Annotated in this window: 22 protein-coding genes and 4 pseudogenes; 16 read left to right on the top strand and 10 right to left on the bottom strand. The window is 55.8% G+C overall.

What is annotated here, in order from left to right; genetic code table 11:
- Nucleotides 1-7: 7 nt before the first annotated feature.
- A complete protein-coding gene (locus tag D3878_RS11130; RefSeq protein WP_119785521.1) occupies nucleotides 8-778 on the top strand; it encodes an aldose epimerase family protein in 771 nt (256 codons plus the stop codon).
- Between the two features lie 102 nt (nucleotides 779-880).
- The gene (locus D3878_RS11125) at nucleotides 881-1,087 is read left to right on the top strand and encodes a type II toxin-antitoxin system VapB family antitoxin (RefSeq protein ID WP_119785520.1); all 207 of its coding nucleotides are present in this window, start codon (nucleotides 881-883) and stop codon (nucleotides 1,085-1,087) included.
- A gap of 166 nt (nucleotides 1,088-1,253) precedes the next feature.
- On the opposite strand, the gene D3878_RS11120 is transcribed toward D3878_RS11125, so the two are convergent.
- A complete protein-coding gene (locus D3878_RS11120) occupies nucleotides 1,254-2,669 on the bottom strand; it encodes a mannose-1-phosphate guanylyltransferase/mannose-6-phosphate isomerase (protein WP_119785519.1) in 1,416 nt (471 codons plus the stop codon).
- A gap of 196 nt (nucleotides 2,670-2,865) precedes the next feature.
- On the opposite strand from D3878_RS11120, the gene D3878_RS11115 reads away from it, so the two are divergent.
- The 5 genes from D3878_RS11115 to tnpC all read left to right on the top strand — a co-directional run bounded on the left by D3878_RS11115 (nucleotide 2,866) and on the right by tnpC (nucleotide 6,163).
- Entirely contained in the window at nucleotides 2,866-3,459 is a 594-nt protein-coding gene (locus D3878_RS11115) for a hypothetical protein (protein ID WP_233556310.1), read from the top strand.
- Nucleotides 3,459-3,671 (top strand): hypothetical protein, encoded by a 213-nt coding sequence (locus D3878_RS24335; protein ID WP_233556309.1) that lies wholly within the window; start codon nucleotides 3,459-3,461, stop codon nucleotides 3,669-3,671. The genes D3878_RS11115 and D3878_RS24335 overlap by 1 nt, the downstream gene beginning before the upstream one ends.
- Nucleotides 3,672-3,800: 129 nt before the next feature.
- The gene (gene tnpA / locus D3878_RS11110) at nucleotides 3,801-4,220 is read left to right on the top strand and encodes an IS66-like element accessory protein TnpA (protein WP_119785195.1); all 420 of its coding nucleotides are present in this window, start codon (nucleotides 3,801-3,803) and stop codon (nucleotides 4,218-4,220) included.
- Complete coding sequence (tnpB, locus tag D3878_RS11105) at nucleotides 4,217-4,564, top strand: IS66 family insertion sequence element accessory protein TnpB (RefSeq protein WP_119784367.1); 348 nt, start codon at nucleotides 4,217-4,219, stop codon at nucleotides 4,562-4,564. Before tnpA ends, tnpB begins: the two co-directional genes overlap by 4 nt.
- A gap of 30 nt (nucleotides 4,565-4,594) precedes the next feature.
- Nucleotides 4,595-6,163 (top strand): IS66 family transposase, encoded by a 1,569-nt coding sequence (tnpC, locus tag D3878_RS11100; RefSeq protein WP_119785518.1) that lies wholly within the window; start codon nucleotides 4,595-4,597, stop codon nucleotides 6,161-6,163.
- A 57-nt stretch (nucleotides 6,164-6,220) separates the two neighbouring features.
- Here tnpC and rfbC read toward each other — a convergent pair whose 3' ends face one another.
- The 4 genes from rfbC to rfbB are packed head-to-tail and all read right to left on the bottom strand — an operon-like array spanning nucleotide 6,221 to nucleotide 9,654.
- Complete coding sequence (gene rfbC / locus D3878_RS11095) at nucleotides 6,221-6,775, bottom strand: dTDP-4-dehydrorhamnose 3,5-epimerase (RefSeq protein WP_119785517.1); 555 nt, start codon at nucleotides 6,773-6,775, stop codon at nucleotides 6,221-6,223.
- Nucleotides 6,772-7,659 (bottom strand): glucose-1-phosphate thymidylyltransferase RfbA, encoded by an 888-nt coding sequence (gene rfbA, locus D3878_RS11090; RefSeq protein WP_119785516.1) that lies wholly within the window; start codon nucleotides 7,657-7,659, stop codon nucleotides 6,772-6,774. Before rfbA ends, rfbC begins: the two co-directional genes overlap by 4 nt.
- A gap of 28 nt (nucleotides 7,660-7,687) precedes the next feature.
- The gene (rfbD, locus tag D3878_RS11085; RefSeq protein ID WP_119785515.1) at nucleotides 7,688-8,578 is read right to left on the bottom strand and encodes a dTDP-4-dehydrorhamnose reductase; all 891 of its coding nucleotides are present in this window, start codon (nucleotides 8,576-8,578) and stop codon (nucleotides 7,688-7,690) included.
- A gap of 8 nt (nucleotides 8,579-8,586) precedes the next feature.
- Nucleotides 8,587-9,654, bottom strand: coding sequence for a dTDP-glucose 4,6-dehydratase (gene rfbB, locus D3878_RS11080; protein ID WP_119785514.1), 1,068 nt, complete (start codon nucleotides 9,652-9,654; stop codon nucleotides 8,587-8,589).
- A 499-nt stretch (nucleotides 9,655-10,153) separates the two neighbouring features.
- Here rfbB and D3878_RS11075 point away from each other — a divergent pair, with 499 nt between their 5' ends.
- From D3878_RS11075 to D3878_RS11045, 7 genes are all read left to right on the top strand, one after another.
- The gene (locus tag D3878_RS11075) at nucleotides 10,154-12,988 is read left to right on the top strand and encodes a YjbH domain-containing protein (protein ID WP_233556308.1); all 2,835 of its coding nucleotides are present in this window, start codon (nucleotides 10,154-10,156) and stop codon (nucleotides 12,986-12,988) included.
- Nucleotides 12,989-13,011: 23 nt separating this feature from the next.
- Complete coding sequence (locus D3878_RS11070) at nucleotides 13,012-14,883, top strand: SLBB domain-containing protein (RefSeq protein WP_158592245.1); 1,872 nt, start codon at nucleotides 13,012-13,014, stop codon at nucleotides 14,881-14,883.
- Between the two features lie 12 nt (nucleotides 14,884-14,895).
- Nucleotides 14,896-16,140, top strand: coding sequence for a GumC family protein (locus D3878_RS11065; RefSeq protein ID WP_119785511.1), 1,245 nt, complete (start codon nucleotides 14,896-14,898; stop codon nucleotides 16,138-16,140).
- Nucleotides 16,140-17,585 carry a mannose-1-phosphate guanylyltransferase/mannose-6-phosphate isomerase gene (locus D3878_RS11060; RefSeq protein WP_119785510.1) on the top strand — a complete coding sequence of 482 codons (1,446 nt, stop codon included), beginning with the start codon at nucleotides 16,140-16,142 and terminating at the stop codon, nucleotides 17,583-17,585. Before D3878_RS11065 ends, D3878_RS11060 begins: the two co-directional genes overlap by 1 nt.
- Before the next feature lie 113 nt (nucleotides 17,586-17,698).
- A complete protein-coding gene (locus tag D3878_RS11055) occupies nucleotides 17,699-18,370 on the top strand; it encodes an LbetaH domain-containing protein (protein ID WP_233556307.1) in 672 nt (223 codons plus the stop codon).
- 5 nt (nucleotides 18,371-18,375) lie between these two features.
- The gene (locus tag D3878_RS11050) at nucleotides 18,376-19,428 is read left to right on the top strand and encodes a glycosyltransferase family 2 protein (RefSeq protein ID WP_119785509.1); all 1,053 of its coding nucleotides are present in this window, start codon (nucleotides 18,376-18,378) and stop codon (nucleotides 19,426-19,428) included.
- 57 nt (nucleotides 19,429-19,485) lie between these two features.
- The gene (locus tag D3878_RS11045) at nucleotides 19,486-20,685 is read left to right on the top strand and encodes a hypothetical protein (RefSeq protein ID WP_147383933.1); all 1,200 of its coding nucleotides are present in this window, start codon (nucleotides 19,486-19,488) and stop codon (nucleotides 20,683-20,685) included.
- A 9-nt stretch (nucleotides 20,686-20,694) separates the two neighbouring features.
- On the opposite strand, the pseudogene D3878_RS11040 reads toward D3878_RS11045, so the two are convergent.
- Both D3878_RS11040 and D3878_RS24805 read right to left on the bottom strand, forming a co-directional pair.
- Nucleotides 20,695-21,276 (bottom strand): annotated as a pseudogene (locus tag D3878_RS11040) (IS3 family transposase); the annotation flags it as partial.
- 22 nt (nucleotides 21,277-21,298) lie between these two features.
- Nucleotides 21,299-21,493, bottom strand: a pseudogene (locus D3878_RS24805) (transposase domain-containing protein); the annotation flags it as partial.
- Between the two features lie 22 nt (nucleotides 21,494-21,515).
- On the opposite strand from D3878_RS24805, the pseudogene D3878_RS11030 reads away from it, so the two are divergent.
- Both D3878_RS11030 and D3878_RS11025 read left to right on the top strand, forming a co-directional pair.
- Nucleotides 21,516-21,746, top strand: a pseudogene (locus D3878_RS11030) (transposase domain-containing protein); the annotation flags it as partial.
- Nucleotides 21,747-21,796: 50 nt separating this feature from the next.
- Complete coding sequence (locus D3878_RS11025) at nucleotides 21,797-22,231, top strand: hypothetical protein (RefSeq protein ID WP_233556306.1); 435 nt, start codon at nucleotides 21,797-21,799, stop codon at nucleotides 22,229-22,231.
- A 48-nt stretch (nucleotides 22,232-22,279) separates the two neighbouring features.
- Here the strand turns inward: D3878_RS11025 and istB are convergent, their stop codons facing one another.
- From istB to D3878_RS11010, 3 genes and pseudogenes are all read right to left on the bottom strand, one after another.
- Nucleotides 22,280-23,047: an IS21-like element helper ATPase IstB gene (gene istB / locus D3878_RS11020; RefSeq protein ID WP_119785507.1), complete on the bottom strand. Its 768-nt coding sequence runs from the start codon at nucleotides 23,045-23,047 to the stop codon at nucleotides 22,280-22,282.
- An 11-nt stretch (nucleotides 23,048-23,058) separates the two neighbouring features.
- Nucleotides 23,059-24,582, bottom strand: coding sequence for an IS21 family transposase (istA, locus tag D3878_RS11015; protein ID WP_119785506.1), 1,524 nt, complete (start codon nucleotides 24,580-24,582; stop codon nucleotides 23,059-23,061).
- A 380-nt stretch (nucleotides 24,583-24,962) separates the two neighbouring features.
- A pseudogene (locus tag D3878_RS11010) lies at nucleotides 24,963-25,082 on the bottom strand (transposase); the annotation flags it as partial.
- Between the last annotated feature and the right edge of the window lie 44 nt (nucleotides 25,083-25,126).

Here is a 25,126-nt window from a genome sequence, read left to right as displayed (position 1 = left end):
AATTAAAATGAGCAAATTAAGCCACCAGCCCCTCGGCGCCCAGCTCCTGAGCGCCGACTTGACACCGCATGGCCCGCTTTTCTATAACAGTCCGATCGTCAATAGCGGGTATGCGCCAGCCCGCGGCGGCGTACCCGTCCTGTTTCCGCAGTTTGCCGAGTCTGGTCCGTTGCGCAAGCATGGCTTCGTGCGGGACATGCCGTGGACCTTGCGCGAACATCGGCAAGACACCGTTGCAGAAACCATCTGCTACACCCTGGAGATTTCCGACCAGGACATCGCAAGCTGGCCGCACGCCGCCAGCCTGCAGTTGACGGCCGAAGTGCAGCCTGGCCGGCTGACGATCGAGCTGAGCATCCGGAATGCAGGGAAGAGCGCGTTTGCATTCACCGGCGGCTTGCATCCCTATTTTCGCGTGCAAGACCTGGGGCAGATGCGCATCAGCGGTCTGCAAGGGCTGAAGGTGCAGGACCGTTACCAGCCGCAACTGGCGGTCGATGAGGCGCAGGCCCTGATGCTGGGCGCCGAGCCATTCGAGCGGCTCTATGACGGTTGCCCGGACCTGACGCTTTGGACGGGTGAGAAAAATTTGACTCTCTCTGCCAGCGGTTTCGATCAATGGATGGTGTGGAATCCGGGTGAAGCAGGCGGGCGGCAGCTGGCGGACCTACCGGATGCAGACTGGCAACGGTTCGTCTGCATCGAGCCCGTACGGGTGACGCGGCCAGTACAACTGGTGCCTGGCGAGACTTTTGCTGGCACGCTCACGATCTTGTAAAGGAGTTCAGCCGTCTCGATCAAGGGGATGAAGACATCATTTTTTGCATCGAATGGCACTAAAATTGATGAGAGAATGAATCCATTAATTTGAGGAGCGGTCATGCGTACTACTATTATCCTGGATGATGACTTGCTGAAAAGAGCCCATGCTATTTCCGGTAAAACCGAGCGCAGCGAGCTTTTGCATGAAGCCTTGCGCGCCTTGATCGAACGCGAAGCGGCCAGGCGGCTGGCAAGACTAGCCGGTAGCCAACCCGACGCCAAGGATATCCCGCGTCGCCGTGAGGCATTGCATGGTACTCGTTGACACCTCAGTATGGATCGACTTCTTGCATTGAAGCTGGCGCATTATCACGCGCATTGAGTTTCCAGAAGAAATCACAGAAGACCAGCAAAATCGATCTGGAATTGGCTGGATGGCAGCTGCTGCCGGCTTGCATGTTGAAATGCGCGTGCTGGCACTTGTATGATAATCAGCAGCGCCCGTATACATCCTGAAATCGCACGATATCGTCTTCGCCGACGTATTCGCCGCTTTGCACTTCGATCATGACCAAGTCCAGCACGCCGGGGTTTTCCAGCCGGTGCTTGTGCCCAGCCGGGATGAAAGTGGATTCGTTGGTGGCGACCAGCAGTTCACGTTCGCCATTGACAACCTTCGCCATGCCGCTGACGACAATCCAGTGTTCGCTGCGGTGATAATGCATCTGCAGTGACAGCGAGGCGCCCGGCTTGACGACGATCCGCTTGATCTTGAAGCGCGGGCCTTCTTCCAGCACGGTGTAGGTGCCCCAGGGGCGGTGGACGGTCAGGTGCAGCTTGTGCGCTTCGTGGCCTTGTGCCTTTAATGCTGTGTACAGGTGCTTGACGTCCTGCGCGCGCGACCTGTCGGCCACCAGCAGGGCGTCCGGCGTATCGACGATGATCAGGTTGTCGACGCCGACTGCGCCAACTACACGTTTGTTGCTCTGAATGAAGCAGTTGGTAACGTCGTGCAAGTGCGCTTCGCCATTGATGCGGTTGCCTTGCCCGTCTGAATTGGTCAGATCGCCCAGTGCACTCCAGGACCCGATATCGCTCCAGCCGATATCGCAGGGAACAACGGCAACCTGGCTGGATTTTTCCATGACAGCGTAATCGATCGAGTTGTCCGGCACTTGCGCAAAGCTATCCGGTTCGAGCGCAATCTGGCTGAAGCCTTTGCCTTCGGCGGTGCGGGATGACTGGATGCAGGAAGTCGTCGCGGAAAGAATATCCGGGCAGTGTTTTTCCAGCGCCTGCAGCATGATCCCTGCCTCGAAACAAAAAATGCCAGAGTTCCACAGGAAGCGGCCGGATGCCAGATATTCCCGGGCTTTTTCCAGCGTAGGCTTTTCTATAAAGCGCACTACCTGGTTGCCTTCCGCTTCAATATAGCCATAGCCGGTTTCCGGGGCATCAGGCTGAATGCCGAAAGTGACCAGCTTGCCCTGGCGGGCCAGCACCATTGCTTGGGCGACTGCGCTGGAGAACGCTTCCTGGTCGGTAATCAGGTGGTCTGCCGCAAGCACCAGCATGACAGCGTCTTCGCCATGCCTCATCGCTACATTCAGCGCCGCTGCGGCGATTGCTGCAGCGGTATTGCGGCCGAAGGGTTCAAGAATGAACGAAGTAGCGAGGCCCTGTTTGTTGACTTCGCGGAAGTCGTCCTGCGTTTTGAAAAGCAGCTCGCGGTTGGTAACGGTCAGGATTTCTTTTGCCTCAGGAAGGTTCGCCCCGCGCAGAAAAGCTTTTTGCAGCAGGCTTTGGTTATCCGCCAGCCGGATGAAAGGTTTCGGATGCATTTCGCGAGAAACCGGCCATAACCTCGAACCCGCACCGCCGCACAGGATGGTTGGAACGATGCTCATAAAGCTCCCTGATGATTTTAGTTCTTAAATGACATTCGAAATGGAGCATCATGCTTGGCATGAATGCATTGATTTATATGAATATTGTATTACAGGATTAATGTCAATTTTGGCAACGATGGCAAATTGATTGCAAATCTTGGTTACACTATTGCGCCTGCGCCTGCACGCAAATTGCAATCCCTCCAGGTTCTGAATGAGAATTCTAGCGATCCATCAAAATTTCCCCGGACAATACAAGCACCTGCTTGGTCATCTAGGGACAAGCGGCAAGCATGAAATTATCGGCGTCGGTCAGCATCGCCGCGTCGATATTCCTGGCGTGAAAACAATCCTGTACAAGCCGAGCCGTGTCATAAGGCCCGATGCTCACCACTATCTGAAGACGACCGAAAATGCCGTGTTGAATGGGCAGGCGGTCTTGCGGGTCTGCATGGATTTACGCAATAAGGGCTTTCGCCCCGATGTCATTCTCGGTCATGCCGGCTGGGGCGAAACCCTGTATCTGAAAGATGTGTATCCGGACGTGCCGCTGATCGGCTATTTCGAATTTTTTTACCGCGCGGTCGGCGCGGATGTCGGCTTTGACCCGGAATATCCTGCCAGTTTGGATGACAAGCTGCGCATCAGGACATGGAACATGCCGCACCTGCTGGCACTTGACGGCGCCGACTTCGGACAGACCCTGACTACCTGGCAGCGGAATCAGGTTCCGCAACGATACCATGACATGATCCATGTCATTCATCGGCCGGATGCCTGGTCATCGGCTCGCGTACGCCACCGGTGATGGAAGTCCTTGAGCACAGAAAAAACGGCTTGCTGGTTGATTTTTTCAGCACGGAGCAGATTGCAGATGCGGTCGTCGAGGCACTGGATCAACCACAAAACATGCAGTTACTTCGTCAGAACGCCCGGCAACGCGTCATCGACCATTACGATCTGCATTCGGTTTGTCTGCCGCAACAACTGCGCCTGATCGGGCAGGCTAGCATGCGGTAATGAATGAAACTTCGTCTATGGCACAGTTTGATCAGATTGAATTAATCGTAAGCGCCTCATCTGTACCGTCTGGACGATTTTATCCAAATAATCCACGATAGTTCCCGCTATTTTTTAGTGGGAACTATCATGGATTCATTGATTTTAGAGGGGCGTCGCAAGCGGCGCCCGAATTTTCCGGTTGCGTTCAAACGGCAGCTGGCACAGCAGGCCAGCGAGCCTGGCGCTTCCGTTTCCCATCTGGCGCAGCAGCACGGCATCAACGCCAACATGCTGTTCAAGTGGCGGCGCCATTTGGTGGCTGGCCTGTTCGATGCTGCGCCAGCGCCTCAGGCCATGTTGCCCGTCACGATAGTCGAGAGAGCGGCAGCGGTCGCGCCCACATCAACGCCTCGACTTGCGGCGACGACGGAGACGGCAAGCACAACGAACACGTGCGTTGCGCGACAAGGCATCATCGAAATCGCCATCGCCGATGTGACGGTCCGATTCGATGGCCATGCCGATCTGGCCATGCTGCACGCGATTCTGCGGATGGTGCGCGCATGATGGGCCTGCCGGCGGGAACACGCATCTGGATCGCCGCAGGCATCACCGACATGCGGGCAGGCATGAATGGCCTGGCGGCCAAGGTGCAAATGACCCTGGCCGAGGAGCCGCTCTCCGGCCATGTGTTCGTCTTCCGTGGCCGGCGAGGCAATGTCATCAAGGTGCTGTGGGCCACCGGCGATGGACTATGTCTGCTCATCAAGCGGCTTGAGCATGGCCGGTTTGTCTGGCCACAGGCCGACAGCGGCAAGATCCACCTGACCCCGGCGCAGCTGTCCATGCTGCTGGAGGGGATCAACTGGAAGCAGCCGGAACGCACCGGGCCACCGCTTTCCTTGTTGTAAACATTCCGGCAAGCGCGTAAACTGCCGCGCATGCCTGTCACCCCCGCCTCACTGCCGGACGATATTGATGCCCTGAAGGCTTTGCTATTGCGCCGCGACGACGAGCTCCAGCAATTGCGCCATACCGTGTCGACGCTGGAGCTGGCACTTTCCGTGCGCACGCTCGAAATCGAGCAGCTGCAACTGCAGATCGCCAAACTCAAGCGCATGCAGTTCGGCCGCAAGTCCGAGAAGATCGACAAGAAACTCGAGCAGCTGGAAACGCGTCTGGAAGATCTGCTTGCCGAGGAAGGCGCTGCCGAACAGAAGCAGCCGGAAACAGTAACGCCCCGGCAGAAGTCGGCACGCCAGCCATTGCCTGACCACCTGCCGTGCGAAGACCACATCATCGAGCCAGAGGTCCAAGCCTGCCCGGCATGTGGCGGCGACCTCAAGTCGCTCGGCGAAGACGTTTCCGAACAGCTGGAAATCATCGACGCCGCCTTCAAGGTGATTCGTCACGTACGCCGTAAAAAAGCCTGTGGCTGCTGCGACGTGATCGTCCAGGCGGCCGCACCGAGTCGGCCGATCCAGCGCAGTTTCGCCGGCCCCGGTCTGCTGGCCAACATCGCCGTGGGGAAATTCGCCGATCATCAACCGCTGTATCGCCAATCGGTCATCCACGCCAGGAAAGGGGTGGATCTGGATCCCGCCACCACAGGGCGCTGGATGGGCGCATGCGGTGTGCTGATTACCCCTCTGGTGGAGGCACTGCGCCGCCATGTACTGGCCCCGGGCAAGATTCATGCGGACGAGACGCCGATGCCGGTACTGTCTCCCGGCAATGGTCAGACGAAGACGGGCCGACTCTGGGTGTACGTCAGGGATGATCGCAATGCCGGCTCGTCCGCTCCAGCGGCCGTGTGGTTTGCCTATTCGCCGAACCGGCAGGGTCTGCATCCGCAGTCGCACCTGGCCGGATTTGCCGGCGTGGTTCAGGCTGACGCATTTCCAGGCTTCAACGCGATCTACGCGGATGGCCAGGTAAAGGAAGCGGCATGCTGGGCACATGCCCGTCGCAAGCTCCATGACCTGCACGTGCGCAAGGCTACGCCCACCTCTACCGAAGCGCTGCGACGGATTGGCGAGCTGTATGCCATCGAAGCGCAAATCCGTGGGCAACCACCGGACGAGCGGCAACGGATTCGGCAACAGCAGGCCAGGCCCCTGCTGGACGATCTTGAAATCTGGCTGCGACAGCGGCTGTTGACACTATCGACCCAATCGGACACGACCAAGGCCATCAACTACGCGCTCAACCAGTGGCAGGCGCTGGTCTATTATTGCGACGATGGCATGGCAGAGATCGACAATAATATCGCGGAGAATGCATTGCGCGGCGTATGTCTTGGCAGGAAGAATTTCCTGTTCCTGGGGGCTGACAGCGGTGGCGAGCGTGCTGCCGCCATGTACTCGCTCATCGGCTCAGCCCGCCTCAACGGCATCGATCCGGAAGCGTACCTGCGCCATGTGTTTACCCACATCGCAGACTATCCGATCAATCGCGTGGCAGATCTCCTGCCATGGAACGTCGCAGAGCGCCTGAAAAAATCAGCCTGAGTCCCGCATCACCATCAGCACCGAAAGTCAATGACGGTGCTGATGAGGTGCTTACAATTAATCAAACACCCGCGCATCCTTAAAACTAGGCGCTGCAGCATCCTTCTCCGCAAGCAGCACATCCGCCGCCGGAATTTCCGGCCACTGGATGGCCAATTGGGGATCATTCCAGACGATGGCGCCTTCCGACTCTTTATTGTAGAGCGCCGTCGTCTTGTACATAAACTCGCTCGTTTCGCTCAGGGTGATAAAGCCATGCGCAAAGCCGGGCGGTATCCAGAGTTGACGCCGATTTTCGGCGCTCAACTCCACGCCCACCCATTTGCCGAAGGTCGCAGAACTCTTGCGGATATCGACCGCGACATCCCATACCCGGCCTTGCGTTGCGCGCACCAGCTTGCCCTGCGCGTAGGGCGGCAACTGGAAATGCAGGCCGCGCAATGCCCCACGTTTGCTGTAACTGTGGTTGTCCTGCACGAATGGCACGGCATACCCCACCGCTTTTTCAAACACGGCCTGGTTATAGCTTTCCATGAACCAGCCACGATCGTCTGAAAAAACGCGCGGTTCGAAAATCAGCACTTCAGGCAGTGCGGTGGCAATCACATTCATTTTGAAAACGGTTCCTTGAGAATGTTTTGTAAATACTGGCCATAGCCATTCTTGCTCAGCGGTTGCGCCAGTTTTGCCAATTGTTCGCTGCTGATAAAACCATTGCGCCAGGCAATCTCTTCCGGGCACGCCACCTTCAAGCCCTGGCGGTGTTCCAGCGTTGCGATGAACATGCTGGCTTCCAACAAGCTGTCATGGGTGCCGGTATCCAGCCACGCATAACCGCGCTGCATGATTTGCACATTCAATTCGCCGCGCTCCAGGTAAGCCTGGTTGACCGCGGTAATTTCCAGCTCGCCCCGCGCGCTCGGCTTGACTGCCTTGGCGATGTCGACTACCTGGTTGTCGTAAAAATACAGGCCGGTCACCGCGTAATTGCTCTTGGGTTGGAGCGGCTTTTCCTCGATGCTGCTGGCCTTGCCTTGCGCATCGAAGTCCACCACGCCGTAACGCTCGGGGTCGCGCACATGGTAGGCAAACACGGTAGCGCCATGTTCCTGCGCATCGGCTGAGCTCAGCAATTGCGTAAAGTCGTGACCATGAAAAATATTGTCCCCCAATACCAGCGCGCTGGGCGAATTGCCGATGAAGTCGTCGCCAATGATGAAAGCCTGCGCCAAGCCATCCGGGCTCGGCTGTACCGCATACTGCAGATTGATGCCCCACTGCGAGCCATCGCCCAGCAACTGGGTAAAGCGCGGCGTATCCTGTGGCGTGCTGATGATCAGGATGTCGCGGATGCCAGCCAGCATCAGCGTGCTGAGCGGGTAATACACCATCGGCTTGTCATACACCGGCAGCAGTTGCTTGCTAATGGAGAGCGTGGCCGGATGCAGGCGGGTGCCGGAGCCGCCGGCCAGGATAATGCCCTTGCGTTGTGTCATGATGAATGAGGTAAGGTGTCTAAACAGATCAGATGATTTCAGTAAGCATGCGCTCGACACCTTGCTGCCACGCGGGCAGGGTCAGGTCGAAGGCGGCTTGCAATTTGCTGGTATCCAGACGGGAGTTGTGCGGGCGCGTGGCCGGCGTCGGGAAAGCGCTGGTCGGCACCGGGTCGATTGCCTCAATGTCAGTTTTCAGTGTCACGCCCGCACGGTGTGCATGCGCCACCACAAATTGCGCATACCCATGCCAGGAAGTGGCGCCGCCCGCCGCCAGATGGTACAGGCCCGCCAACGCTGGCTGCGTCGAGATGCTACGTATTGCATGCGCGGTCACATCGGCGAGCAGATCGGCGCCAGTCGGCGCGCCGATCTGGTCATCGATCACCGTCAGGCGCTCGCGTTCCTTCGCCAGGCGCAGCATGGTTTTGGCAAAGTTGCCACCACGCGCCGCGTACACCCAGCTGGTGCGAAAAATCAGGTGATTTGAGCAAGCCTCGGCAATCAGGCGTTCGCCCTCGAGTTTGGTGGCACCATACACACTCAGCGGGGCCGGTGTATCGGTTTCCCTCCAGGGTTGATTGCCACTACCATCAAATACATAATCCGTCGAATAATGCACCAGGCCGGCACCTACGCGATGCGCCGCTTTGGCCAGCACGCCGGGCGCCAGCGCATTGATCGTGCGCGCCAGTTCCGGTTCGCTCTCGGCCTTGTCCACAGCCGTGTGCGCTGCCGCATTCACGATAAAAGCGGGCCGCACTGCGTCCACGGTCGCGGCCAGGCCTGCCAGATTGCTAAAGTCGCCGCACAGATCGGTACTATCAAAGTCCAGCGCGACCACCTTGCCCAAAGGCGCCAGGCTGCGCTGTAATTCCCATCCCACTTGCCCGCCTTTGCCAAACAGCAGGATCGTCATTGGTGCTTTCATTCAGTGCGCTCCGCATAATTGGTTGCGACCCAATCGCGGTAGGCGCCGCTTTGCACATTGGCCACCCATGCCGGGTTATCCAGATACCACTGCACAGTCTTGCGGATGCCGCTGTCGAAAGTTTCAGCCGGTTTCCAGCCGAGTTCACGCTCGATCTTGCCGGCGTCGATGGCATAGCGGCGGTCATGGCCCGGGCGGTCGGTGACATAGGTAATCTGCTCCGCGTAAGGCTTGCCATCCGGACGGGGCCGCAATTCATCCAGCAGGCCGCACACCGTGTGGACGATGTCGATATTCGGCATTTCATTCCAGCCGCCGACGTTATAAGTCTCGCCAAGCTGGCCGGCTTCCAGCACCCGGCGAATCGCGCTGCAGTGATCCTTCACGTAGAGCCAGTCGCGGATTTGCATGCCATCGCCATACACGGGCAACGCCTTGCCCGCGAGTGCATTGACGATCATCAGCGGGATCAGCTTTTCCGGGAAGTGGTATGGCCCGTAGTTGTTGGAGCAATTGGTGGTCAGTACCGGCAAGCCATAGGTATGGTGGTAGGCGCGCACCAGGTGGTCGCTGGCCGCCTTGCTGGCCGAATAAGGGCTGTTGGGCTCGTAACGATTGGTTTCACTGAAAGCTGGGTCGTCCTTGCGCAAAGAGCCATAGACTTCATCGGTCGAGACATGCAGGAAGCGGAAAGTGCTTCGCGCTTCGCCGTCCAGTTGACCCCAGTAGGCCCGCACTTCTTCCAGCAAGTGGAATGTGCCGACAATATTGGTCTGGATAAAATCTTCCGGGCCATGGATGGAGCGATCAACATGGCTTTCCGCTGCAAAATTCAGGATGGCGCGTGGCTGGTGTTGCTGCAACAGGGATTTGACCAGTTCGCTATCGCCGATATCGCCCTGGATGAAGATATGGCGTGAATCACCATCCAGGCTGGCCAGATTCTGGACATTGCCGGCGTAAGTCAGCTTGTCCAGGTTGATGACGGGTTCATTCGTTTGCGCGAGCCAGTCCAGTACAAAATTCGATCCAATGAAGCCCGCGCCGCCAGTAACTAAAATCATGTGAAATCTTTACTTGAAGTAATTTTAAGTCAATTCCGAATTTTACTTAAAAAAGCAGGGAATCAGGGAGATTTCGTGCGGTAAGGTGCGAGAAGTGTAGGTGGGACGGGCGAATGGCGGACGTTATACATGCAATTATGCAAACAAATTGTGGGCGTGTAACAGTAATTAACTTTTGGTTTTGAAAATGAAAATTCAAATAAACAAAAGCAAAAATAATGCTTTCTTTAAAGCCACAAATTCACGATTTCTCGTAGCCCGGCATGCTAGAATCGCCAACAATTGATAATAATCAAGCTGTCATATTTGCATACTATATTTGGCAGCCGGTGATTTCCACTGAACTAATGGTAGGGGTGCCGAATGTGGTTGGCGCAATGTTTGCTTATAGTTTCCTGGGTTTAATTTCCTAAAATTATTTTTTTCTTGTCATTGTTTCGCCGTGGTCCAGATTTAATTGAATCTGACGGCTTTTTTCGGGTTGTCGGATTTGTTATCAGTGCTGCGAACATCGATGAAGTGCGCCTGGTGCGGTTACCTCGTGGTTGGTGGCGCGCAGGCCTTTGCTGCGCCCGCATTGAATGGCCAGACCGGCTACATCAATATGCCCAGCGCCGCGGTGGCAGCTGATGGCAGCTTCAGCCTGGGCTACAGCTACGATAGTCCCTACGGCGCACTCTGGGTTACGTCCACCTTTCTGCCGTTCCTGGAAGTAACCGGCCGCTATGTCTCGATCACCGGCATCCCGGGCTTTTCCAACGATCCTAACGCTTTTGGCGGCAAGTACGGCCGCTACAAGGACAAGGTGATCGATACCAAGCTGCAGCTATTGGAAGAGAGCGGTTGGCGACCGGCATTCGCACTGGGCATCACCGACGTGTTCGGCACCGGGCTGTTCAAGGGCCAATATGCCGTGGCCAGCAAAACCTTCGGCGTCAACCGCAACCTGGAAGCCAGCATCGGCTACGGTAACCAGCGTCCGGATGGCGTATTCGCCGGCGTGCGCTGGCAGCCGCAAAGCCTGCCAAACTGGGCACTGGTGGCGGAATACGACGCCAATGATTACCCGAAGGACTTCCGGGCAGCGGCAACCTCCGCCGGCCAGCGCGAAAAGGGCCCATCGGTCGGCGTTGAATACCGCTGGGGCTGGCTGGGCGTGCAGGCCGCGCGCCACCGCGACCATTCCAGCCTCAACGCCTATGTGAGCATTCCATTCGGCGCGCGCGAATTCATTCCCAAGGTTTACGAGCCGCCGTATTACCAGCCCAAGCATGCGCGTCCACGCCCCACGCTGGAGCAGTGGCGCAACGATCCGGCGCATGGCGCCGCCATGATCGATGTCCTGGGCAAGCAGGATTACAAGAACATCCGAGTGGAGCTAAAAGGCCATACGCTGCACCTGGCGCTGACCAATTCGCGCATTTCCAACCTGGGGCGCGCGGTCGGCCGCGCCACCCGCATCGCGCTGGCGTTTGCGCCGGCCGAACTGCGCAGTATCCATGTCACCTATACCCGGCTGGAACAGCCGGTCGCCACTTACGAATTCTTCGACCTCGACAAGCTCGCCGATTACCTGGATGGCCGCATCCCGCGCCAGGCGTTCCTCGAAAACGTGCTGTTGCGCTACCCGAACCCGGACGACATGCTGCAAGCCGACCGCGAGGGCGTGCTGGTTGGCGTCAAGGACAACACCGGCCTTGAAGTGCGTACGGTGCACGAAGGCGAGAGTATCCAGCTGATTTCCGAAGACCGTGAAGCCAACCGCTTCAAGCTGGCGCCCAAGCTCGGCTTTTTCTTCAACGACCCCAGCGGTGCGCTGCGTTATGAAGTGGCGGCTGCCGCCAACTACAACAAGCGCCTGGGCAACGGGCTCTACCTGAGCGGCGCCATGGGCTTGAAGCTCATCGAAAACGTCAGCGACGTCAAGCAGCCTTCCAACAGCCTGCTGCCGCACGTGCGCACGGATGTTGCCGAGTACAAGCGCGGCAACCGCCTCAAGCTGCACCGGCTGCTGGTCAACCAGTACATGATGCCGGCGGAACGCTGGTATGCGCGGGTATCCGGCGGCCTGTACGAAGAAATGTACCGGGGCGTCGGCGCGCAGGTGCTGTATCTGCCCAAGGACAGCCGCTGGGCTGTCGACCTGACGGTGGACGCGCTGCAGCAGCGCGATTTCCAGGGCTGGTTCGGCAAGAACAGCTACCAGACCATGACTGCCTTGGGCGCCTTGCATTACCGCCTGCCGTACGACATGACAGCCACCGCGCGGGCAGGACGCTTCCTTGCCAAGGATGAAGGCGTGCGCATGGAATTGAAGCGCCGCTTCCAGTCCGGCATCGAAGTCGGTTTCTGGTATACGCGCACCAACGGTAGGGATATCACTAGTCCCGGCACGCCGAGTTCGCCCTATTATGACAAGGGCATCTTCCTGTCGATTCCCCTGCGCAGCATGCTGCCCAGCGACACTCAGGCAGGCGCCGGCATGGCGATATCGCCGTGGACGCGCGACGTCGGCCAGATGGTGGCCTCGCCCGGCGACCTCTATGACATGGTGGAGGACTCGCGCCGCGACATGAACACCTTCGATGGCCTGGGCAATTTCGCCGAGCGGCCCGACGAGCAAAATCTTCCTGCCGTCAATCCGCCGGTACAACCATTGCGCGATCCGTGGCCAGCCATGCGCAGGCGCCTGGAAAATTCATCCTCGGCCCTGCCGAGCGCGCCGGATCTGTTCAAAGGCGTGGGGCTTGCTGCAGGCGCGCTCGTGGTTGCCTCGGTCAGCGACAAGAAAATCGACCGCTTTGCCAAAGACCATGCCGGTTCGAATGCAATCAAGGGTCTGGACCGCTTCGGCAAGGCGATGCCGGTAGTCATGCTGGGGGCGGCCGGCTTGGCGGCGGCGCTGGGTGGCGAGCGCATGCAAAATACCGGGCTGATCTCGCTGCAGTCGGGCGCGGCGGCCGCTGGGCTCAGTATCGCCGGCAAGCATATGATCGGGCGCGCCCGACCGATGGATGAGATGGGTCATTGGGCGCGGGCGCCCAAACGCTCCGATTCATCCTTGCCCTCCAATCACGCCTCGGTCGCTTTCGCCGCGGTGACGCCCTTCGCCAAGGAGTACGACGCACCCTGGCTGTATAGCGTGGCTGCAATTGGCTCGATGGGGCGCGTGGCAGCCAGGAAGCACTGGTTTTCCGATGCGGTGGTGGGCGGTCTTCTCGGTTACGCCACCGGCAGCTGGCTGTGGGAGGCGCAACGCCAGGGCAATAAGTCCTACGTGTCGTTCAATGGTGGCGGTGGCGAATACGGCGTTACATGGCAAACCACTTATTAAAAATCCTTCAGACAAAGAACTGCATGAACAAGAACAGCTTACCAATCAAGCCGCTAGTGAAATTCCTGTGCGCTGCCTGCGTGCTGGGGACACTCTCTTCATCTGGATGGGCGCAGAGTGGCGGCAGAGGCGCCACGGGCGGCATGGAAATGACCAGCGGCGGTGGTTTGCCAACCATTACGAATCGCGCCGACCAGCGTCAGCTGGCGAGCCAGGTGCAGACCCGGCCGGCCAAAGCCACGGGCAGCACAAAAGATTCCTTTGAAGCTTATGTGGAAACAGTCACCGGCGGCCGCCTGGCGATTTATGGCAAGGATTTGTTTGGCGATGTGCCAACCACCTTCGCCCCCATCGATGCTGTGCAAGTGAACCCGGATTACGTCATCGGCACCGGCGACGAATTGCAAATCCGTGGCTGGGGCATGGTCGAGATCGACGTCACCGCAACCGTCGATCGCAGCGGTGCCATCTATATCCCGCAAGTTGGTGCGGTCAAGGTGGCTGGCGTTAAATACCGCGATTTGCAAGACCACCTCAAGAAAGCGATTGGCAAGATTTTTAGCAATTTTGAGTTGACCGCAAGCATTGCGCAAACACGCGCGCTGCAAATTTATGTGGTGGGTCATGCGGTGCGACCGGGCACTTATACCCTGAGCGCCATGAGCACATTGCTCAACGCGCTCTTCGTATCGGGCGGTCCGGACGCTTCCGGCTCCATGCGTAATATCCAGGTCAAGCGCGGCGCCGAGACGGTGACTACCTTCGACTTGTATGACATGCTGTCCAAGGGCGACAAGAGTCGCGACATCAGCCTGCGCGACGGCGACGTGATTTATATTCCGGAAGTCGGGCCGCTGGTGGCGCTGACCGGTAACGTGAAAAAGCCAGGGATTTTCGAGTTGAAGGGGACGTCTTCCGTTGCCGACCTGCTGGCGCTTGCCGGCGGTGTGGACTCGTCCGCAGACCAAAAGCAAATCATCGTCGAAAAGAACGTCGATAACCAATATCAGACCGTAGCTAAGCTGTTGGCCGACAAGTCCGCGAGCGGCCGTCTGGCAACCATCCCCGTGCGGCCCACCGATATTTTGCGCGTGTTCTCTCCCGCAGCAGTGCCGGTCCAGGTGCAAATCCAGAATGAGTACGTGCGGGTTGCAGGTGAGGTCAAGCAAAGCGGCGTGTTTCCGATCAAGAAAGGCGAGACGCTGAGAGAGTTGATTGCCCGACTGGGCGGAGCAACGGAAAACGGCTATGTGTACGCCACCCAGCTGAAACGTGAGTCGGTACGGCGCATCCAGCAAGCCAAGCTGGATGAAGTGGCGACACGCTTTGAACGCGAACTGGAAAGCGTCGCTACGCAGCGCCTGGCCGGCACCACAGACAAGGACAATGTCGCGACAATTTCAGCGGAGATCGAGCGTCAAAGGCGCCTTGCCCAGCAGCTTCGTGCAGTAAAGGCTGAAGGTCGAATCGTGCTGGAGCTGCCGGATGGCGAGGCGCAGGTAAAGCATTTGCCTGACTTGGCTCTACAGGATGGCGATAGTATTTATATTCCCCGCAAACCTGGCACCGTGGATGTGCTGGGCTCGGTATTCCAGCAAAATGCTTTTATCCACAAGCCGCGCCGCAGCGTCAGTGATTACCTTACATTGGCGGGCGGCCCAACTGCGTCCGGAGACACTTCGGAAATGTATGTAATCCGTGCAGATGGCACGGCGCAGGGCAGTAATGACAGCTGGTTTAGTGGCGTGGGCGGTGCAGCGGTTAATCCTGGTGACACCATCGTGGTGCCGGAAAAAATCGATCGTACATCGTGGCGACAAAGCCTGAAAGAATGGACTGCGATTTTCTTCCAGTTCGGTCTGGGGGCGGCAGGGCTGAAGGTCTTGAAGGATTAAGGAAAGAAAGCGATGAATCAGCAACTGGATAGCAAAAGCGACCGTCAGGAAATCAGGGAAGACGAGCAAGATGAAATTCATTTTCTCGATCTGTTGATCGTCCTGCTTCGCCATAAAAAGCTAGTGTTCGGCATGCCGATCCTGTTCGGCGTGCTGGCGCTGAGCGTCAGCACGCTGATAGCGCCAAAATTCACCAGTACGGCGACGATCATGCCGCCGCAGCAGCAAAGCTCCGGCATGGCTGCCATGCTTGGGCAACTCGGTGGCCTGGCCGGGGTGGCTGGTATTGGCGGCATCAAAAATCCGAACGACCTTTATGTGGGGATATTGGGAAGTCGCACGATTGCCGACAATCTGATCAAGGAGTTCAAGCTGCAGGATCGATATGAAAGCAAGGTTATCGATGATGCGCGCAAGGCCTTGGCCGGTGTCAGTCAAATTGGAGCGGGCAAGAAAGATGGTTTGATCTCCATCAGCATCGAGGACAAGGACCCCAGGTTTGCCGCTGAACTGGCGAACGCCTATGTCGCTGAACTGATTAAGCTGACCCAGACTATGGCGATTTCAGAAGCATCGCAGAGGCGTCTCTTTTTTGAGCGCCAGTTGAAAGAGACTAAAAACCAGCTGGCCAATGCAGAAGTGGCCTTGCGTACCACTCAGGAAAAAACCGGCATGATCCAGCCCGAAGGCCAGGTGCAGGCCATCATTGCCAGCATCGCCCAGATCAAGGGCACGATCGCCGCGAAAGAAGTCCAGCTGAATGCCATGCGTACCTTCGCAACCGGGCAAAATCCGGAGCTGTTACGCACGCAGGAGGAGCTCAGGGCCCTCCAGATGCAACTGCTCAAGTTGGAAAAGAACCAGCCCTCCAAAGATGGCGATTTCATGGTGCCAACCGGGAAAATCCCAGCGGTCGGCGTCGAGTATGTCCGCAGTCTGCGTGAAGTAAAGTATTACGAAACCATGTTCGAACTACTGGCGAAGCAATATGAGTTGGCCAGGATCGATGAAGCCAAAGACTCGTCCATGATCCAGTTGCTGGACAAGGCCGTTCCCGCTGAAAGAAAATCGAAGCCAAAGCGGGCGGTCATTACGCTGCTTGGCGTGGTGGCTGGTGGCATACTTGGCATACTGCTGGCATTTGCGTGCGAAGCTTACCGACGCTCCCGTCAAGACCCCGAAACTAGCAATCGTTGGCAAGAGTTGTCGGAAACATGGAAATTCAATAACAAAACCATTGGCAATTCGAAGTCATAATGAACAACATTACTCCCATTATCTTGTGTGGCGGTTCAGGTACGCGGCTGTGGCCATTGTCCCGCGCGGGCTTTCCTAAACAATTCCTTGTGCTATCGGGCACCAACAGCTTATTTCAGCAGGCGATCGAGCGCGTCAACGGACTTGCGGGGAGCGATATCAAGGTCGGCGAAACGCTGGTGGTCACGAACGAAGAGCATCGATTTCTGGCGCTGGATCAACTAAGGGAGTTGAAATCCGTTGACGCCAGATTATTGCTGGAACCTGTTGGCCGAAATACCGCCCCTGCCTTGACGCTGGCCGCCCTGCAAGCCACAGCGAATGGCGAAGATCCTATACTGGTAGTCACTCCAGCGGATCAGACGGTGATCGATAGCCAGGCATTCACAGCAGCCTTGCAAGACAGTGTACGAACTGCGGCCTCGGGTGCCATCGTCATCCTTGGCATTACGCCGGATCGGCCGGAAACCGGCTATGGCTACATCAAGCACAAGAGCGAACCAGGGCAACACGGCGAACATGCTGTCGTCCAGTTCGTTGAAAAGCCAGATCTGGTCACCGCACAAGGCTATGTGGATAGTGGCGAGTATGCATGGAATAGTGGCATATTCGTGCTCAAAGCCAGCGTCTGGCTGAAAGCGTTACGACATTTTTGTCCTGATATCGCTGCCGCAACTGAAAAGGCCTGGGAGGGCAAGGCCGCCGATACCGCATTTGTCCGCCCAGATAAAACGATGTTCGCGCAAATTCCCGGCGAATCGATCGACTATGCCGTGATGGAACAGTGCCCCGGCAGTGCATTCCCGATCAGGATGGTGTCGCTCGCCGCAGGCTGGAACGACTTGGGGGCTTGGGATGCGGTGTGGAACGTGTCGCCCAAGGATGGAGCCGGCAATACCCACCTGGGCGACGTGCTTGCCACTGACAGTCGCAACACCCTGGTGCATGCGACCAGCCGGCTGGTGAGCCTGGTAGGTGTCGATAATCTGGTCGTTATTGAGACCCCGGATGCTGTCCTTGTTGCTGACAAGTCCCGCTGCCAGGATGTCAAGCATATCGTCACGGAACTGAATCAACAGCAGCGCGAAGAGCACACCCTGCACCGTAAGGTTCATCGCCCCTGGGGTTGGTATGACAGCATCGACGAAGCAGAGCGTTTCAAGGTCAAGCGTATCCAGGTGAAACCGCAAGCCAGCCTCAGCCTTCAAATGCACTACCATCGAGCAGAGCACTGGATCGTGGTGAAAGGGACGGCAGAAATTACCTGTGGAGACAAAACAATTGTGTTGTCTGAAAACCAGTCCACTTATATTCCCTTGGGGGAAACTCACCGTCTATCAAATCCAGGGACAATTCCGTTGGAAATCATCGAAGTGCAATCGGGCAGTTATTTGGGAGAGGATGATATTGTTCGATTTTCAGACACTTATGGGCGAAAAACGTGAGCAGAAAGAATTTATTGAGTATCAAAAACTTTTTTGGCATTCTTTCCATTTAAAAATTTTTGTCAAAATTTAACTTGCGTGGTCACAGTCGTAATATGCAGTGGCGAAGTAGGATGTATTTTGATCTGAACGTATTGGCTACAAATTGCTATAGCGGGCGAACGTATTATTTTATTTATTCCATAATGTGGCGTTACTACATAAAGATTTGCCGGAAATTACACTATTTTGTTATTCGGGCAGCCCCACGTTTGAGGGCAATATTGGTGCGAAGCATACTTGGCGTCAATGCGACGGCAATTGGTGAGAAGACAAAATTCCGTGGCTTAGAATTCATCCATCTTGGGCACAATTTTCGTATTGGCGATTTTTGTTGGATCGAAGCGATCACCGAATATGCGGACCAACATTATTCTCCAAAGTTATCAATAGGTAATGATGTGTGTGTCAGTGATCTGACTCACATATCATGCCTTGAATACATTGAAATTGGGGATGGATGTCTGTTGGGAAGCAAAATTTATATTGGAGACCACAGCCATGGGCCGACACACAACCTTAATTCCGACGATCTAAGTACTTACCCGAGTCGTCGACCGTTGGCAAACCCAAGTGCTATTCATATCGGTGCGGGATGTTGGCTTGGTGATGGCGTGGTAATTTTGGGGGGCACACGCTTAGCTGCGGGTTGCATAGTCGGAGCGAACAGTGTGGTTCGATTGATTTGTGATCGTCCTGCAGTCGTGGCCGGAGTTCCGGCAACAATTATTCGATATTTAGATTAACGCATATGAATATAAAGAAACAACGGCCAAAATTTTCTATTTGTATCCCTGCATATAATCGAGCACGGCATTTGACGGCATTGCTGGATTCTATTTTTGCGCAAAGCAACCAATCGTTTGAGATCGTGATTTGCGAAGACCAATCGCCTGAGCGCACACAAATTGCGATGATTGTAAACAAGTATATAGAGAAGTATCCTGGGCGTTTGCTTTATTACGAGAATGAACAGAACCTTGGATACGATGGAAATATTCGGAACCTAGTGTCAAAGGCTAATGGTGAGTATTGTTTTTTTATGGGCAATGACGACATCATGTGTAAGGGGGCGTTGCATAACGTGCAAACGGTCCTTGAAACATATCCAAATGTCGGATTGGTCTTGAAGAGTTACGCGTGGTTCGACGGTGATCCGGATCATGTCAATCAAACTGTAAGGTATTTTTCAGACGAGCATTTCATGAATGCTGGTATGGAGGCAATCTCAGTTTGTTATCGGCGCGCAGGGGTGATATCTGGCTACATTGTTCATCGCGACTTGGCTAATCAAGCGGCTACTGATGAATTCGATGGTACCCTTTATTATCAGATGCACTTGACGGCATACGTACTGGCTAGGATGCCAGCAGTCAGTACGCCGGAAACACTGGTGTTGTGTCGTAATGGTGAACCTCCAGATTTTGGAAACAGCGGATCTGAAAAAGGTATATTCACACCAGGAAGATATACGCCAGCGGCTAGAATTCGTATGATTACAGGGGTAATCACGATTCTTCAACATCATCATGAAAATGGTGACATCGGGAACGAAGTCGTTGAAGCTGTAATGAAAGATTATGCAAACTATTTTTATCCTTATATTAAGGATCAACTCGAACTATCGATAGGTGAATTTTGGGCCTTGTATAGATCCTTTGCGCAATTGGGGTTTGCGCGCTATCCAATGTTTCATCTTTATTTTCTTGTCGGATACATTTTAGGTGAGCGTCGCTTTGACAATTTGACTCGATTAATTAGAGCGCAGCTTGGCCGTAGTCCACATTTTGGATTGAAAAATTAGCCTCCTTTACATACCTGTGTTCTTAAAATAAATTACAAATCACACGGGAAGATTTTCATGTCTAAATTAAATAAAAACTCGATATTCTGGACGGTATTTCTAGTTGCAATTTTTTACTGTTCATATCGGTATCCATTGCAAATTAATTCAAGTCAGACAAGCCCAACGTATACAGACACTCCATTTTTGCTACAAATCGGGAAGTATTTAATTTTCCTTTTCTTTTCATTTGTTGCATTGTTTTTTTTGAGATTCAGAATTAAGTCTGCAAGTCAATTATTGTACACAGCGAGTACTTTACTTTTTGTTTTATATGTAACTATTAAAGGAATTGTAGTTGGTGAGATAGAATTTTTGGAAATCGCCTTTGCGCCAGCGGTATCGTTAATAATTGTTCTTGCCACCAAAAATGTGCGATTTGATTCATTGCAGTTTTTTTTAAAGTTCTTACTATTTTTTTCATTAGGTGTCAATTTTTTACAAATTGCCCTATTTTTTTTAATCGGGCGCCTTCCAGCATTGGCATATAGCGACTCTTACAGCGTACGTTTTGGTAGCTTTCTTGATGATCCCAATGGCTTTGCAGCATTATGCTTTTTATTAATTGGTTGGGTGTATTTTTCAAACTTAAAAAATAGACGCTTAATTTTGTTGGGCTTGATTGTTTCTTTGTTGGTGACACAATCGCTGACTGCAATAGGGTTTTTGATCTTAATATCTTTCTTTATATTGTTTTTTGGTGGTAATTTTGCAAGAGCCTCATTAGTTTTTTCGTGCTTGTTGCTCGCTACCCTAGTATTAATTTTTTGGGAACAGATTCTTCCTATTGCAGATTATTTGATTTCTAGCAAATCACAAAGCATTGAGGAGCATTTGAATCATGAGAACGTTGGTTTTGATTTAAGCATCCTGTCCATACTTATAGGTTCGAACGACATTTTGTTCGTTGAGTCCGGATGGACATATCTGTTTTTGAATTTTGGAATTGTAGGACTATCCCTTTTTTCAACAATGATGATTACGTTACTTTTCTCTTTAAAAAAGTACATAAAAACTAGCCGGGATGTTAAGGAAAAAGCAATTCTTTGGGGGTTAATAATATATTGTTTGTATTTTATTATTGGTATGTTGAATCTGCCATTTGTAAAGGTTTTTCCAATTAATATTGTGTTTTTTCTTATTTCTACATCTGTTGTATTTCTTCGAATAGAATCGGTTATTTCTGGAGGTAATCCCCCCATTTTTAAGCGAGCCTGAAGGTAGAGGCTAAGCGGCCAAGGCCAATTTCTGTTTCGGGGTGATACCACCGAGGGCCATGTGGGGCCGTTCGTGATTATAGGTCCATAGCCATCGGGTGGCGAATTCCTGCACCTCCTCAATGGTGTCGAACAGGTAGTGCGCCAGCCAGTCATAACGCACTGTCCGGTTGTAGCGCTCGACATAGGCATTATGCTGCGGCTTGCCTGGCTGGATATATTCGAGCCGAATCGCTCGCCGGTCGGCCCAGACCTGCAATGCCGCACTGACGTATTCCGGGCCATTGTCGCAGCGAATCATGGCCGGCTTGCCTCGCCATTCGATGATGCGATCCAGGGAGCGAATCACCCGCTCCGACGGCAGCGAGAAATCCACTTCCATGCCCAGGCCTTCCCGATTGAAATCATCGATGACGTTGAACAACCGGATTGAGCGACCATTGGCCAGCTGGTCATGCATGAAATCCATCGACCAGACTTGGTTGATGCCTTCTGGCTCGGCCAGCGGTTCTGGCTTCTCCCGGACAAGGCGCTTCTTCGGCTTGATGCGCAGGTTCAACTCCAGTTGACGATAGATGGTAAGCACCCGGCGAACCCATCTTGACGGCCGGGTGTTATTGCACCTGCGTCCAGCGATGCGGCAGCAGATCACCGATGCGGCTGGCCGGATGGGAAGGCAGCCGTTCCAGGATGTCCTTCATATACGCGTAGATATCGTGACCGTTGAGCCGTGCCGAGTGGATCAGGCTCATCACTGCCGCGGCACGCTGGCCGGCGCGCAAGCTGCCGGCAAATAGCCAGTTGTTGCGCCTATGCCAAGCTTGGCATAGACGAAAGGGGTGGCTGTTTAGCGACACGCCGGCTGGTGCGCATGCCAGCGCCGTGATTTACTCACTCGTGCAGACCGCCAAGGCCAACGGCGTTGAACCGTATCAATGGCTGTGCCAGGTGCTGCGCGATTTGCCCGCGGCGAAAACCGTCGATGATGTGGAAGCGCTGCTGCCCTGGAACATCGGGGCCGGGTCCGACGGCCAAGTTTCCTTGCCAGGCGCATTGCTGTGAGCCGCGTTTCCCAGCAGGCGCTTGCTAGCGCCATCCAAGTGATACGAGCCATGGACATACGGCAAAAGGAAGCCCTTGCCGATGAATTGTTCCGTGTCCAGCCAAACATGTTCGGTTCTGTGCTCGTCTTGCAGCGCATGGGCGTGTCGCTGGAAAAAATGGACTTCGCGCTCAACCTGCTGTTCATTTGCTTCCAGGCGATGAAAGAAACAGGCTTGACCTGGCCGTTGATCACCGAAGCCGAGCAGGACAAGCAGATGGCGCGCTACGTGGCCGCTGTTCGCTTCGGCGAAGACCTGCGCCCGGCGCAGAGCGCGCGGGCCATGATGCAATACCTCAATGCTCACCCGGAGCGGCCCCTACTGGCCTACGTTACTGCAGAACTAGCGACCTGGCTCGCCAGCATTGCGCCGGACGAATCCGACAAGTATGTCATGCTGGTGCGTATTCCGGCGAACGTGACCGCTCATTCCGGGCTATCGTGACCGCTGCGCATGAGATGGTGTTACGCGGTTAAATTGTAATGTCTGCGGTCACGATGGGTCGATGTTTTTCTCCTTTTTGATGGTTTTAGGGCGTTGTGTGCGCAGCGAATCGCCGGTCAGGGTAAAACGGTGATTGCGCTGCATGATTCTGTCGAGGATGGCATCGGCAATGGTGGCGTCGCCGATCCACGCATGCCAGTGCTCCACCGGTAATTGACTGGTAATGATCGTGGCCTTGTTGGTGGCGCGGTCGTCAATGATTTCCAGCAGGTCGGAGCGCGTCATGCTGTCAATCGCCCCCATGCCCCAGTCGTCGAGGACGAGGACATCGGTCCTGGCGAGCTGGAGCAGCCATTTGCCGAAGGTGCCGCTGCCGTGCCGGATGCGCAGTTCTTCCTGTAGACGGGGCACACGCTGATAGATCGCAGAGTAGCCGCGCCGACAGGCGTACTGCGCCAGTGCGCAAGCGAGCCAGGACTTGCCGGCACCGGTCGGTCCGGTAATGAGGACACTGTGGCCGGCACTGACCCAATCACCCAACGCCATGCTCATCACCTCGCGGCGGTCGATGCCCCGGCTGGGGCGCGTATCGATATCTTCGATGGTCGCCTGGCCATATTTCAAGTGCGCGTTTTTGAGCAGGCGCAGCAGCTTGCGATCATTGCGGCTATTGACTTCACGGTCGACCAGCAGTGCAAGGCGTTCTTCGAAGCTCATCGCCGCCATGCCAGGCTGGGTCAACTGATCTTCCAGGCCAGCTGCCAGACCGTCCAGTTTCAGGGTGCGCAGTTGCGCCAGGGTGGTATGCATCATCATCTTCAAATTCCTTATTGATAGTAGTCGGGGCCACGGACGTGGGCATGGTCGGGACTGACCCAGTCGCCGGCCGCCGCGGGCTTGCCTTGGTCGCGATGATTGGCGAGGATGTCGCGCACATGGCGGTACCGGCAGGCGCCCAGTTGCAGGGCCAGCGTGCACGCCGATTCGAGCCTGGGCTTGCCGTACCGTTTGGCCAGCGACAGCAGGCCCAGGCAGGCGCGGTAGCCGTGCTCGGGGTGTTTGTTCTCGGCCATTAGTCGCGTGACTGCTTCCGCGGTCGCGGGGCCAATGCTCTGGCCCCAGTGAATGAGCCGCTGCGGGGTCCACTCCATGTGAGCGCGGTGGGCGGCCGGCATATGCGCGGCGAAGGTGGTAAAGCCGCCTTGGCGAGGGTTACGGGCATGACTGGCCACGCGCTGGCCGCGATGCAATATCTCCACGACTGCCGCCGTGATGCGCGCTTCCAGCACCTGACCGACCAGAGCGTGCGGCACGCTGTAGCGATGGCGCTCCACTTCCACGTGGTAGTCGATGTGCACCCTGACGGTCTTGAAGTGCGCCATTTCGTAGCGCTGCAACGGCAGCGGAAGTAGCGCTGGTGCATCAAGTTCGGCAAACGCACTGGCGCGGCTGCCGGGCAGCTTCTGAAACGGCTTGTCGTTGAGCCTTGCCAGCAGGGGCGCCATGGCCGCATTGACTTCGTGCACGCTGGCAAACTGCTGATGGCGCAGACGCGCCATGATCCAGCGTTCGACGATCTGCACCGCCGATTCAGCCTTGGCCTTGTCTTGCGGATGGCGGGGGCGTGCCGGCAGAATCGAGGTGCCATAGTGGCGCGCAAAGTCGAGCACGGTATCGTTGCTGCGCGGCTCGTAGCGGTTGGCGTCGGCGATCATGGCCTTCGGATTGTCGGGGACGATGAGCTGGGGGACGCCGCCGAAGAAGTTCAGCGCGCGCGCCGTCGATTCGATCCAGTCTGCCATCGTCTCGCGCGGCGTGGCACAGGCGTAGGTGTAGCTGGAAGCGCCCAGTGCGGCCACGAAGATGTGGGCGCGGCTGCCGTCAGACAGGCCGATGGTCGGCCCCGCGTAATCGATGAACAGCTTCTCGCCGGCCCGATGGACCTGGCGCATGGAACGCTTGAGTTGCCGGGCAAAGCGCCGGTAATTCTCGCAGAACTGGGAGTAGGCGTAGGTGTGGGCATCGGCGTGATCGGCCCGGTACTCTTCCCACAGCAACATCAGCGTCATGCCCTTGCGCCGCAATTCCTGGTGCAGGCGGCCGTAGTCTGGTTGAACATGGTCACGCGGACGTTCGGGCGCCACCAGCAGCCGCCGTTCCAGCGCGGCTTCGTCGGCATCCTGCACGACAGACCAGTCCAGGCCCGCAGCGGCGGCCAGCCCGACATATTTGGTGACGACGCCTTTGGAAATGCCCAGCGCGGCGGCGATCTGTTGATGCGAGAGTTTGGCGTCCAGCTTCAGACGCAATACGTCTTTTATCTTACGCATATTGATCCTTGGTACGGGCACGCTGTCTCCAGACAAAAAGCTGGAAGCGTACCCGTTCGGTTGCACTATGCGTAACACCACTTCTGCGCCGTACGACGCCATTCCGGTATCGTGACCGATGGTTCTGGTATCGTGACCGCCGATTCCGGGAATGGCTGTAAATCGGTCACGATAGACCAGAATGAGCGGTCACGATGCGCCGGAATGACCGGTCACGATAGACCGGAATCGGCGGTCACGATGGGCCGGAATACCCACTGGCATGCGCTAACGTCGTGAACTGCATCGCCTTCGTTCCAGTGCCTGGCGCCGCCAAGAAGCCCTGATTCGCCCTAAGCTCAGGGCATATCATGCCGGCCTCAAGAGCGGGCGACAAGGCTGGGGTTAATGGATCGCTTACCGTTGATGCCATGGGCCATGGCTACGCGCGCGACCGACATGCCGGGTTGTTCGCATTCGGCCAGGATGTGCGCCTTGAGCGCTGCGCCGTAACGGCGCCGTCTGATCTTCGTATCGGTCATAGATGTCCACCTGTTTTTAGGTGGGCACCATGATCCTTATGCTT

Source organism: Noviherbaspirillum sedimenti (assembly GCF_003590835.1).
Taxonomy (GTDB): domain Bacteria; phylum Pseudomonadota; class Gammaproteobacteria; order Burkholderiales; family Burkholderiaceae_D; genus Paucimonas; species Paucimonas sedimenti.
The sequence above is the reverse complement of the archived record's forward strand: the minus strand, read 5'-3'. Positions and strand labels throughout refer to the sequence as shown.